The organism is Endozoicomonas sp. Mp262 (assembly GCF_025643335.1).
In the GTDB taxonomy this organism is placed as follows: Bacteria; Pseudomonadota; Gammaproteobacteria; order Pseudomonadales; family Endozoicomonadaceae; genus Endonucleibacter.
In genome coordinates, this window is sequence record NZ_CP092489.1 from 2,227,357 (window position 1) to 2,240,000 (window position 12,644).

Sequence of the window (12,644 nt, forward strand, 5' to 3'; positions counted from 1 at the left end):
TCCACTTTTTTAGCTAAAAGTCTTATGAATTAATACTTGATCGTGGGGAATTTTTAGCTAAATAAGTCATCAAAAGTATTAGAAAATATTAATTATAAAAGGAGTAAGCATGATGATGGATTTTATTGGCAGGCTATTTGTTGGAGGTCATAACCCTCGCCAGCAGGTTAGTGGATCATCATCTGTAGGAAACAGCGTCAAGCAGTTTCTTGGGGCTTCTCTAAGAAGGAAGGATCAAGCCACCTCTTCAATACCCAGGGAGAGTGGTGAAGTGAATACCGATAAACAGGTACAGGGACGAAGTGTCGAAAGACAGGAAAGTTATGAGTCAATTGAAGATGATAGTAAACCTTTCGTAGATATACTTTGTGACATTAAAGCATCCGTGGAAAACCCGGAACAGTATTTAATGGATCACCCTGATTTATTGTTAAGTTTGTTTAAAAGTCATCCGGAGGACATGTTACAGACTATAGAATATAGACTGGAGATGCTTAAAAAAGACGTTGGAACCTGGGTTGGTGATCGGGAAAGGGCTAATACTCAAATTGATGAATTGAATCGACGTTTAAATGAACTGGATGAAAGCCTTTCCGAGAGTGATTCCATTGCAAAGATGAAAGAGCTGCTTAAGGCACTTAGGGATCATGAAGAGCAATATGGTAAAACACCCTATGAGGATTTGTGTAAGGCGGCTTTATTATTTAACCCTGAAAAAGATGCAAAAGCATTTGAACAGTTTTTTGATAAAGAACTGCTTGATGATGACTTTATGGATTTTGTTGATCCGGAGCGTTCAGATATTCATAAAAGCTCTAAGGGGCAGTTGCAGGCGTTTCTTGATCAGCGAATTCAGGCCTATCGAATAGAAAGGCAGAGGTATGCGTTACAAGCTTTAAGGGACGGTTCAAGCGCCACAGTTCTTGCCCGGAATCTGGGGGAAGACATCGCCAGTGGTTTATATGCCCGTTTTATAAAAATTCCGGAAATGTTCGGGCTGGCAATGCGCTGGCTAACTGCCGGTATTCGTGAAGGCTGGGGTCATAATGGAAATTCGCAAGCACTTGAGAAGGGATTGGCAGAAAACAGCGGTTCTCCCGAAGCGTTAACTTCATGGTTAGAAGCTGAAGACAATCAAGCTTTAAAGCACTCCCTGCAAAAAGGCGTGGCTATTACTCATGTCAAACATGCCATCAACACCATGCAAGCCAAACTGGATTCAGGTGCCGTGGATTCCAGCGAATCGAAGGGTTATTTGGCATGGTGTGGCAACTGTCAGTCATTGATGTCCGAATACAACGATGAACTCTGTGCTGAAATGCTGGAAAGGGTTGACCAAATCCGTTCAGCCCTGATGGCAAGGCTTGGCAGGGAAATGTACAACAGTAGTCCTCTGGCAGCGATCCTTTCCTATGAAGACTGCGAAAGTCAGCCTTACTTAAAAGCTAAACTCGATGCTTTAAACAAAGCGAACTTAAAGTTGGCTGAGTTGAAAACCAAACCTGTGAGGGATGTGTCTATCACTGCCGAGGCTGAGGCCAGCAGTCTGGTATTCAATGCCCAGATGGAGCTTCTTTTCAGCTATGGACATCATATTGTTTCTGAAGATAGCAGCCAGGATACCACAGCACGTCTTGATCAGATATGCCGTGTTATAACCACCATTGATCACAAACGGTCGGGTCCTGTGGCTTTGAGGAACCATGATAAAGGCATGGTGGGTCGCTGGTGGCAGGTTGGTGCTAAGGTTTTACAGGGGAATGAGGAGCCTGTAGAGATGAGGCTACGTAAGCTGAAACTCAAGCATCAACTATTACTGGATGGCTATGACTATCAGCAAGAAAAACAGGAAATATTCAGTCGTTTATATAGTGCGACAGGCAAGCTTGGGATCGTTGGAGAAGAGGCCTGTGACCGGTTGTATAAGGATCGGGGCAATCCTGTCAAGCTGCTATGGGATCTATTGAACGTTAAAAATGGTGTATGTGAACAAGTCAGTGGCGTTTTAAGTAAAGAGTTTTTTGAGGATTTTAAAGCGCTAATGAAGCGTCAGCCTCGTATGGCAAGAAATATGATGGGGGATATTGCCCAGAGCACCGCTATGGTTAAACAGGTTTTCGGGGACAATTCTGTATTGGGACGGCTTTTTGAACAACTGGACTGGAGAGCTTGGGGGGAAACCGCTCAAAGCTATGTTAACGAACGTTTCTCTGAACCTTATCGAGAGTTTCAGGAGCTTTCTTCTAAGGAAAGGGAGTCCGTCAAAAGGATGTATGCTCTGTGTGAAATGCTTAAAGAGGCACCTTCAACATTGCAGGCTGCCAAGGTGGTGGTCAATGTGGGTAAAAACCTGGCGGTGGGGAACTTGGGTAATGCCGCCTATGAAGGGGCAAAAGGAGCCGTTGAATTATGGGGTGTTCAAAAAATACAGCATGATGTGGGGGTGATGTCAGACGATGAGGTTCGGACATTGCATATGGCACTTTCAACCCTTCAGCATGGGCCTGCTGAAACCATGGTAAGAATGGATGCCATGCGCAGGTCAGCGAATATGCTGGCGGATACCGTAAAGGGAACATCGTTGTTGAAAACCGGTTTTTTAAACAGTGAACTGATGAGGCCCTTTGTTTTCCGTTATAACCGCTTAACCCAGGCTATCAAAGAGTATTGGCATGGTCAGGGCAGTGGTAAAAGGCTTGCCCTTGAGTTTGGCAAGGTGGGCTTGATCGTCGGTGGTGCTGTTGGGGTATTGGCCCTGAGTGCAGCAACGGCCGGAGGCTTTGCTGCTGCCCTGGGAGTAGCATCTGCTTCCTGGGCAACCGTCGTTATGGTTACCAGCTTCAGTATTCCTACACTACTGGCTTCCCTTGCAGCAGGTCAGCCTTTTGGAGCACCTTTCCTGTATGCTGCCCATGCTATTGCCCAAAAACTGATGTATGCGGAAAACCTTGAATCTCCTGCAATGGTGGTAAAGAACCTGTTATGTGAATTAAAGGATGACCCTAAAAACCAGCTGAGTCAGCTTAAGGTTGATCTGGGTGGCAGCATCGGCAAAAAGCTGAGAACTAACCCCTGGGCCAAGGCCCAACATGATCTGGCTATGGCTAGGGAAACCTGTCAGCAGGCATATATCCAATATTGGGAACACTTTCTGGGATCATGTCCTGAGCAGGCTACCGAGGTAATGGCGGTTGTGGATAAACTGCTGCCCGATGATGGTACAGAGCTGAATCAGCAGGCCGGGCAACTCCATCAAAAGCTTCAGGATTGGAAGACGCTCAGCGAGTTTATTAAAGAGATGCCGGCAGATGCTTCGTTATGTCGTGCCAGACTGGATGCATTGAATCTGGATACCTCTGTAAAGCGACTGTTATCAGGTGATGAAAAACACTTGTCTTATAATGTATTCATTATTTTAGAAATGCTTCAGGAAGAGTTGACCCAGCAACTGGGTGTTGAAATGGATTGGGATACCGGCCACATAACAATGCCAGCCCCTACTTCCATGCCTGATGAAGGCAATGAGACCACAGGTGGCAATAAAAAAGCGCAGGTGATTCGGCTTGATAAGCCAGCGGATATTCGTCGTCGGTTACAGGATTATCAAATGGCATTATTGCTGGGAGATGTACTTTGCAGGCAGTACCTGGACGAAGATACAAAAGTAGAAAAAGCCCGTAAAACGGCTGAAAAGGTTGTGTCAGAACGGATGGAAAAGCAGTGTGCAAAACAGGTTTCAGAAACGGTTGATATGCTATTAAGAAATGCTGTCAGTCACCTGGTCACTGTGGAACAGGGTGAAGCAGAGAAGATGGATGAAGATCTGGCCAGGCGCAGCCTTGCCAATGACCAGCGCCTGAAGCGTGCTCTGGAAGTGGAGCAAAGTGCTTTGCAAGTTGCCGCAGAGCATTGTGTAAAAGAGCGGTTTAAAATGATTCAGGGCCAGCTTGATAGAGCCGGCATTGATATGCCTGAAGGTCAGTTGCCAAAACTGTTAGGTGAAATGCCTCAGGTTCAGCGGAGCTATTCAGATCACGAAATACCTCACGTAGACCAGAGAGAGGGCCTCCCGGGTGGCCAGAGAAAAGATGGCCGCTGGCAGGGTCCCTCTTCTTATGTGTCCAGTTAGTGGCTTTCCTTGGAAAGTTCAGCAATTTCCTTTAGCCGGTTCACCACCTTGTAATTAATGGAATTTTTGCTGTATTCACCTTTACTATTGAGGGCGCCAGGCTTGTGGCCGGTCAGGATTTCCAGTGCTTCCTCAACATGGTTGACGGCATAGACATTGAATTGTTTAGCCTTTACAGCATCAGTGACTTTTTGATGGAGCATCAGATTGCGCTTATTGGCAGCAGGGATGATCACTCCCTGCTCACCGGTTAAACCTCTGGCCTGGCAAAGGTCAAAGAAACCTTCAATTTTTTCATTGATACCACCCACAGCCTGGACTTCACCGTGTTGGTTCATAGAGCCTGTGATAGCAAAAGACTGCTTGATAGGTGTATCAGTCAGCGCAGATACCAGACAGCACAGCTCAGCCATTGATGCGCTATCGCCATCAATATAGCCATAGGATTGCTCCATGGTGAGGCTGGCAGATATGGCTAGGGGGAAGTGTTGGGCATATTTGCTACCCATATAACCGGTGAGAATCATTACCCCTTTAGAATGTATGGCCTGTCCCAGGGATACCTCTCGCTCAATATCGACAATGCCCTGGGAGCCAGGATACACTGTTGCTGTGATGCGGGCGGGAGAGCCGAAACTGGTATCCCCAATAGACAACACTGTTAGTCCATTGATTTTCCCTACTTTTTCTCCTGCGGTATCAATCAGAATGCTACCTTCCAGTACGTCCTGGAGAATTTGGTCACTGACCCGGCCTGTACGTTCGGCCTTGGCATGAAGAGCCTGATCAATATGATCGTGATTGATCTTTCGACCATTCTGCGCTTGGCGAATAAAATCAGCTTCCGCCAACAGGTCAAATAAATCACCTATTTTTGCCGACAGTTGTTGTTGGTTTTCCGTTAACCGGCAGCTGTGTTCTACCATGCGGGCAATAGCTGAAGCGGTTAGTGGTGGATAGCCTTCATCATCAGCCCTGTTCTTCAGCAGTTGAGCGAAGGCCCTGATGGTTTCGGGACAGCGTGGTATTTGGTCATCAAAATCTACCAATACCCGGAACATCTCATGAAAATCATTGTCCAGTTGTTGCAGGATATAATAGATATCCCTGGAGCCAATCAGTATCACCTTTACATCCAGTGGTATGGTTTCCGGAGTAAGGGTGGTTGTATTAAGTAGCCCCATTTCTGAATAAGGAGACTCAATTTTTAATTGCTGTTCTTTTAATGCTCTCTTCAGTGCCTCCCAGACGAAAGGCTCTTCCAGCAGTTTGTTAGCTTCTAGCAGGAGATAGCCACCATTGGCAAGGTGGAGAGAACCGGGACAGATTTGCCGATAGTTGGTAATTAATGCCCCCATTTCACTGGAGTATTCGATCCGCCCAAACAGATTTTTATAATTCGGGTGGGACTCATAAATGACGGGTGTCTTGGGTTTATCAGAGTGGGCAACCAGTAGGTTAGGGGCGTACAACTCTTCAAGTGTTGACCGTTTGTTGGCGTCTTCCTTGGACTCCATTGCCCGCTCATCGGCAAGTAACTCAACCACTGAACGATGTAGGTGCTGTTTTACTGCACCCAGATAGGTGATGATATATTCCTGGTCGTTGTATTTTTTGAGCAGAGGCTTCAAAAGAGGTTCAAGGGCCTGGTCAATAGTTTCCTGATTCAGGGTCTGAAGCTTTTCGTTAGATTCACGCTTCCATTGAGGCAGTTCAACTAACGATTCGTTGAGCATGGTTTCCAGTTCGGAAATGTTATTGTTGAATTTTTCCCGCTTTTTATCCGGGAGCTGGGCGAATTCCGTTTCGTCCATGGCTTTGCCCTTGCTCATGGGGGTAAAGCTTAATGAACCGGAGTCACGATAAAGGGCAATTTCCCTTTTAAGTGCTTCCTGTTCTATCTGGTCGATGGCCTGATCGTAGCGCTTGTTAAAGTCACGTTCAATCATGCTTTTTCGTTGCTGATAGGTTGGGTTTTCAAACGCAGCAGGGAATGTCATTAACAGTTTGTCGATAAACTGTTCAAAATCTTTTTGCAATTTATTGCAAAGGCCCGCTGGAAGCTGAAGAACTTTGGGCTGGCGAGGGTTATCAAAATTATTTACGTACGCCCAGTCACTGGGAGGGCTGTGACGGCTGGCTTCAGTCTCAAGGTATTTCCTCAAATAAGACATTCTGCCAGTACCTGACTCTCCCATGACATAAATGTTATAGCCAGCTCTGTGCATAGCCACGCCAAACTTGATGGCACTGGTGGCGCGTTCCTGGCCCAGGATGCCTGCATATTTGTCCAAATCATCTGTGGACTTGAACCCAAGATCCTTGACCGGCTGTTTTGCAATGAGCTGATTGGAAGATAGTTTGAGTTTTTTCACGAAGCTTGTCACTTACCGGAGAATTAAACTGATCATACTATGGCAGCAATGAGCCAGCCATGTCTAACGTTGAGAAGCCGTCTTAGGGACTGTTGACGTTTGATCGTGAGCTCAGTGGTTCGTAAAGCGGTTTTCCGCAATACCCAGTGGGGCACACCGGACGGACTGGTGCAGGCATAGTTATTTCTACGTCAAGCCAGTCCAACGCAGTCGGAAAGCCGCTTTACGAGCCACCCGAAGGGCCACAACCAGCGATTCCGTGCCGTCGTTGCAGTAGCTTGAAAGACGTGAGTCTTCCTGCGCTACTGCGTCTAGCCACGAAACCGCTGGTTTTGGCTGAGCACACGAGCAAACGTCAACAGCCCCTAAAAGTCATGCTGCTACCTGGCAACTACTTCTGTGATCCTTGTTACGTGCAGACTTTTGGAACGACTTTTGAATATCCCATAATTGACCAGCGTCACAACTTAAATAATAACCCACTGCTTGCCTGCTATATAGTAGCCATTGTGTTACAGAGTAAAAACTGCACAGATATTGCGGTAGTATGTTTGAGGTGAATCTGGCGGGAGAGCTTTTCTTATGAAGAGGCTGTGCATTATCTGTATTGTCTGTTTGAGTATTGGTTACCAATACCCTGTAAAGGCATTGATGCATACACCTGCCCCGGAGAAAAAACGGGTTTCAAACAATAGCCTTTCAGGGCAAATTGAGCAGCTGCTTGAGCTGTTGCCTCCGGGTGCTGTCAGCTCGGTTCTTGTAAAAAAAGCGGTGAGTGGAGAGGTGGTTTTTAATAAAGCCGGGAACCTGAATCTTATTCCAGCCAGTACGCTAAAGATTCTTACTACTGTCGCGGCTTATGATAAATTAGGGGCAGATTATCGCTACCCGACCCGCCTCTTGTTGAGCAGGAATATTGGGCGCTCCAGGATATATAAAGGTGGGATTCTTATAGCTTTTAGTGGTGATCCTTCTCTGAAATCCAGGCATCTTGAAGAGATGCTGGCGATCCTCAAAAAGAAAGGGGTCCGGGAAATTGTTGGGGATATCTGGTTGGATGATACGGTATTTAGTGGCTATCCAAAAGCGGAAGGGGTGGTCTGGAATGACTTGGGTATTTGCTTTGCCGCACCGTCAACCGGCATGATTCTTGATCGAAACTGTTTTTATGCCTGGCTTAAGCCGGGACGTGAAGGCAAAAAAACAATTATCCGGTACGATCAACCAGGCGATTTTCAAAAGATAGAAAATCAGATTATCACTCGACAGTCTCGGGATGGGTTGCAATGCCAGCCAAAAGCCTGGCCCTCTTCCGATTATGAATACCGTTTGACCGGATGTCTTGAACCTGGCCAGAAACCCTTGAGACTGGCCTTTGCGGTTAAGCACTATGAGCGTTACATGAAGAAAAAGATGGCTTCAATGCTTAAGGGGCAAGGCTTACTGCATAGAGGCCGGATAGTTATCGGGAAGCCTGGGGCATCCTTTCCTGTGCTGTTGGCTGAGCATCAGTCTGACTCCCTGGCTGGTTTGCTCAAGCCTGTTCTGGAGCGGTCTGATAATTTGTTTTCAGACAGTCTTATGAAAACCCTGGGACATAAAGTGACAGGGTTTTCCGGCTCTTATGAAAGGGGTACTGACGCCATTATTAAAGTGCTGGGGGATAAGGGGATTGATTTGTCCCATAGTCACATCGCCGACGGTTCCGGGTTGTCCCGTTATAACTTGATCAGTGCATCGACGTTGGCAGATGTGCTGGCCATGGCATGGCGGGAATGGGGGAGTGACAGTCCCTGGCTTATTAACAGGCCATATAAAGATCGATGGTTTAAAACCGGGACGATGAAAGGCGTCAGTGCTGTAGCGGGGTATATCTTTCCTTCAGGCAGTGAGCCTCTGCTATTTGTGGTGATGGTTAATGGGCTTGTTTCACCGAAAAAGGCAGCCAGAGAAAGCTTTAGTTCGCCGGTTGAAGACATTAGGCAATTTCGATATGAGTTGATGGATAGACTTGCCAATAGTGCTAGGTAATATAATTTTTAGCCCATTTCAACACATCATCTGTTTGGCAATTTGACTGAAGAGGGTGTTTTTTTCTCAGTACTTTGAATATTGAGCTAGAATCATGCAGGGAGTTTATTTTGAATTCCTGTTGGAACGGTGGCTCTATTTATGAGTTGACGTTCAGCAGAATGAGTTCCTCTCTCTTAATGCGAAAGATTTGAGGTTAATGTCTAATTCAGGATAGGTTGTTTATGCGGTAAAGTAAGGAGTTTTTATGAAAGTTCAGGTGGTTGCTATTTTACTTCTGTTTTTTTCAATTGATTGTTTTTCCGATAAGCAAGTTTCTGATGAGGAAATAAAGCAAAAAGTTGATGAGGCGATGGTTCAGGTTAAAAAGCAACAAAGGCAACAGGAAAAAAACAGAGGGAGCCAGTTATCACCTAAGGATGTTGGTAATCTGGTTGATTTAATTAATAATCTGTTCAACAAAGGTTCTTGATTCAGGGCAAAAAATCCGAAAAGCAGTATTAATTCTATGTCATGAAAATAAATAGCCAAGCCATTGGTAAAATTGAGCGTTAAAGCCTTTTATTTGGTGGAGTCCGGTAAACTGTCAGAATGCTGGATCATAGGCTGTTGGCTTTCAGGATACTTATCCATTTGACTCTTCGGTCATCAGGTCTACTTTCTACTCAGTACTTGTCTTTCTGGCTGAGGGAAAAACGATGATCCGGGTGTGGAGGCTGTTGATGGATAAACTTTAGCAACCCCATAAGTTTATTGCCTGGATTCTCTTTATTGACTTTAATGTTGAAATACCAAGGTCAAGCTCTATATTCTTTTAAGCTAAATGCTCATCTACAGAGATTTGGAACTGGTTGGGACGACGATGATAAAAATCGATAATCTTCGAAAGTCTTATGGTGACTTTTGTGCCGTAGACGGGATCAGTTTTTCGGTGGGGCCTGGTGAAGTACTGGGCTTTTTAGGGCCAAATGGCGCGGGAAAGTCAACCACCATGAAAATGGTGACAGGTTTTATTCGACCGAGTACTGGCTCTGTCTCCTTATTTGGTCATGATATTGAAAGAGATCCTGTGATAGCCAAGTCTTTAATTGGCTACTTGCCCGAAGGGGCTCCAGCCTACGGTGATATGCTGGTATCCCAGTTCCTGGGATTTATTGCTGAAATCAGGGGCTTCAAAGGCGAAGAAAAAGATCAGAGGGTGACCCGGGTTGTTGAACAGCTCGCCCTTCAGGCTGTTCTGGATCGTCCTATTGACAATTTATCCAAGGGATTTAAGCGGCGGGTAGGTATTGCCCAGGCAATCCTGCATGATCCCAGGGTTTTGATTCTGGATGAACCCACGGACGGTTTGGACCCTAACCAAAAACACCAGGTAAGGGAGCTGATCAGAAGCCTCTCCAAAGATAAAATCGTTATTATCTCCACCCATATTCTTGAAGAAGTAACTGCCGTTTGCTCCCGGGCCATTATTATTGCAAATGGCCGGGTTGTGGCTGATTCCACGCCTACAGAATTGGAGGCACGCTCACAATATCACCGGGCTATTACCATTGAGCTTGGCTCAGAAGACTCTCTGGTGGATGAGTTGGCTGGTTTGAAGGGAGTTAAAAGGCTTGAGGAATATCCTGGAACCCCTGGTCGCTATACATTAATTCCAGAGAACCAGGAAGAGGGTGCTGTTAATCTTTTTGATACGGTGAACAAACTGATTTCATCTAATGGCTGGGAGGTAAGGGAACTTTATATGGAAAGTGGTCGCCTTGACGATGTATTCAGAGAGCTGACTTTTAGTGGTGATCAGGAAGGGGTGGCTTAATGAAAAGCATAGGTATTATTTTCAGACGTGAGCTGGGTAGCTATTTTGCTACACCTCTGGCTTATGTCTTTATTGTTATCTTTTTAATGCTGACGGGAGTTTTTACCTTTTATCTGGGGCGTTTTTTTGAGCTTCGTCAAGCAGATCTGGCAGCATTTTTTACGTTTCACCCATGGCTTTATCTCTTCCTTATCCCTGCCCTCAGCATGAGGCTTTGGGCGGAAGAGCGTAAAGCTGGCACTCTTGAGTTGCTTTTAACGCTACCTATCGACCTTAAAGAGGCCGTATTAGGAAAATTTCTGGCAGCCTGGGTATTTAGTGGTATTGCATTGTTGCTGACCTTCCCAATATGGATAACGGTGAATTATCTGGGAAATCCGGATAATGGTGTCATTCTTGCGGGATACATTGGCAGTTGGTTGATGGCGGGTGGCTTTCTTGCCATTGGCTCCTGTATGTCTGCGATGACTCAAAACCAGGTTATTGCTTTTATTGTAACTGTGGTTATTTGCTTCCTTTTTGTGGTAGCAGGTTTCCCACTTGTGCTGGATGCATTTCGTGTCTGGGCACCTCAGTCGCTGGTGGATGCTGTGGCGGCCCTGAGTTTTATGACTCATTTTGAGGCGATCAGTAAGGGAGTACTGGATTTAAGAGACCTTTTATATTTTATCGTTATGATTCTGGCGTGGCTTGTAGCTACGGCTATCACTATAGATATGAAAAAAGCGGACTAAGGAGCCGGACATGACACAACGACTGTTTTCAAAGGCAGGGTTGCTGGTGCTGGCTCTGCTGACACTGCTGCTGACTGTTGCCATTAATCAGGTATTTAAAGGTGCTCGACTTGATCTCACAGAGGACAAGTTGTTCACCTTGTCTCAAGGGACTCATAACTTATTGAAAGGCCTGGAAAGTGATGCCACTTTGCAGCTTTTTTACTCTGATAGCCAAACGCAGGATCTGCCATTTATCAGGAATTATGCGCGCAGGGTCACAGAGCTGCTAGAGGAATATGTGGCAGCTTCAAGGGGCAAATTAAAACTGGAGGTTATTGACCCTGAGCCATTTTCTGAAAATGAGGATAAAGCGGCGGAGTATGGGCTTCAGGCCATTCCTTTGGGCGGAGGGGCAAAAGAAGCGTATTTTGGTCTTGTTATCACCAGTGATGGTGATTCAGGGAAGCATGAAGTCATCAGCTTTCTTCACCCGGATAAGGAACGATTTCTGGAATATGATATCAGCAAGCTGGTTTACTCTGTTACCCAGAAAACCAAGCCTAAAGTGGGGTTGATATCAGGCCTGCAGGTACATGGCGGGTTTGATATGGCAAGCCGTCAATCTACCGGTCCCTGGACCAGTATTTCCCAGCTGGAACAGCTTTATGACGTTACAACCGTTGAGCCTGGAGCCAGGGAACTTCCTGCTGATCTGAAATTGCTTGTAATCATCCATCCGAAAGACCTTTCAGACCAAATGCGTTATGCCATTGATCAGTTCGTTCTGGCTGGTGGCAATGCTCTGGTTTTTGTTGACCCTAATGCGGAGTCTGAGAGTCAGGGAGGTATGGGAGGCATGATGATGGGCATGGGAGGAGATAAATCATCCAGCTTTGAGCCTTTGTTTAAAGCCTGGGGAATATCTGTTGATCCCAAGAAAGTGCTTGCTGATGCATCGAATGCCTTGTCAGTGGGTTCTCCTTCAGGAAGGCCAGTGAGGCATTTGGGAATTCTTGGCTATGGAGAAAATAACTTCAATAAAGAGGATGTTGTAACATCATCTCTTAATAGCGTGAATTTCGCCACTGCGGGTGCTGTCCACTCATTGGAGGAAGGAGAGACAACGGTTAATCCGCTACTTCGCTCCAGTACTAACTCTATGCTGATGGATGCTGATGCGTTTTCAATGATGTTTGACCCCAGTAATCTCTATAAAAGCTTTAAGCCAACCGGGGAGCAATACACCTTGATTGCCCGAGTAACCGGGACAGTAAAAACTGCATACCCGGATGGCCGACCTCCTGAGCCAGAACCGAAAGGGGATGATAAAGTTGAGAAAAAGGATGGGGATGCAAAAGCTGTCAGCAAGAAATCAAAAAAAACCGAGTCTAAAAATGAGCAGACTCCTGTTGCCGATAACCAAGGTGACGGTTCTGGAAAGCTAAAGGTTGAACACCTCTCCGTATCAGTTAAGCCTGTTAATATTATTGTTGTGGCAGATACGGATGTTTTAACCGATCGACTTTGGGTTCAAAAAACCAGCTTCTTTGGTCAGCAAATAGTCCAGCCCTTTGCTA

General features: G+C 45.9%; 7 protein-coding genes (1 of these 7 running past the window's edge). 6 read left to right on the forward strand and 1 reads right to left on the reverse strand.

The window, feature by feature from the left end; all coding sequences use genetic code 11:
* Positions 1 to 109 precede the first annotated feature (109 nt).
* Positions 110 to 4,129 (forward strand): hypothetical protein, encoded by a 4,020-nt coding sequence (locus MJ595_RS09860; protein ID WP_263322151.1) that lies wholly within the window; start codon positions 110 to 112, stop codon positions 4,127 to 4,129.
* Here the strand turns inward: MJ595_RS09860 and MJ595_RS09865 are convergent.
* A complete protein-coding gene (locus MJ595_RS09865; RefSeq protein WP_263322152.1) occupies positions 4,126 to 6,504 on the reverse strand; it encodes an AAA family ATPase in 2,379 nt (792 codons plus the stop codon). The two genes, MJ595_RS09860 and MJ595_RS09865, sit on opposite strands and share 4 nt — an antisense overlap.
* Positions 6,505 to 7,086: 582 nt before the next feature.
* Between MJ595_RS09865 and dacB the strand changes: the two genes are divergently transcribed.
* The 5 genes from dacB to MJ595_RS09890 all read left to right on the forward strand — a co-directional run.
* Entirely contained in the window at positions 7,087 to 8,535 is a 1,449-nt protein-coding gene (dacB, locus tag MJ595_RS09870; RefSeq protein WP_263322153.1) for a D-alanyl-D-alanine carboxypeptidase/D-alanyl-D-alanine-endopeptidase, read from the forward strand.
* A 247-nt stretch (positions 8,536 to 8,782) separates the two neighbouring features.
* Positions 8,783 to 9,007 (forward strand): hypothetical protein, encoded by a 225-nt coding sequence (locus MJ595_RS09875; RefSeq protein ID WP_263322154.1) that lies wholly within the window; start codon positions 8,783 to 8,785, stop codon positions 9,005 to 9,007.
* A gap of 351 nt (positions 9,008 to 9,358) precedes the next feature.
* Positions 9,359 to 10,351 carry an ATP-binding cassette domain-containing protein gene (locus MJ595_RS09880; protein ID WP_263322155.1) on the forward strand — a complete coding sequence of 331 codons (993 nt, stop codon included), beginning with the start codon at positions 9,359 to 9,361 and terminating at the stop codon, positions 10,349 to 10,351.
* Positions 10,351 to 11,085: an ABC transporter permease subunit gene (locus tag MJ595_RS09885; protein WP_263322156.1), complete on the forward strand. Its 735-nt coding sequence runs from the start codon at positions 10,351 to 10,353 to the stop codon at positions 11,083 to 11,085. The genes MJ595_RS09880 and MJ595_RS09885 overlap by 1 nt, the downstream gene beginning before the upstream one ends.
* Positions 11,086 to 11,095: 10 nt before the next feature.
* Positions 11,096 to 12,644 carry the 5' portion of a Gldg family protein gene (locus tag MJ595_RS09890; protein ID WP_263322157.1) on the forward strand. Its footprint extends 440 nt past the window's final position, so 1,549 of the gene's 1,989 nt are visible here — the first part of the coding sequence; its start codon is at positions 11,096 to 11,098; its stop codon lies beyond the right edge, outside the window.

Bases quoted from the DNA above. Each gene is read 5' to 3' on its own strand.
- MJ595_RS09880 (WP_263322155.1), top strand. From the start codon at position 9,359: ATGCTCATCTACAGAGATTTGGAACTGGTTGGGACGACGATGATAAAA.
- MJ595_RS09875 (WP_263322154.1), top strand. From the start codon at position 8,783: ATGAAAGTTCAGGTGGTTGCTATTTTACTTCTGTTTTTTTCAATTGAT.
- MJ595_RS09885 (WP_263322156.1), top strand. From the start codon at position 10,351: ATGAAAAGCATAGGTATTATTTTCAGACGTGAGCTGGGTAGCTATTTT.
- MJ595_RS09860 (WP_263322151.1), top strand. From the start codon at position 110: ATGATGATGGATTTTATTGGCAGGCTATTTGTTGGAGGTCATAACCCT.
- dacB (WP_263322153.1), top strand. From the start codon at position 7,087: ATGAAGAGGCTGTGCATTATCTGTATTGTCTGTTTGAGTATTGGTTAC.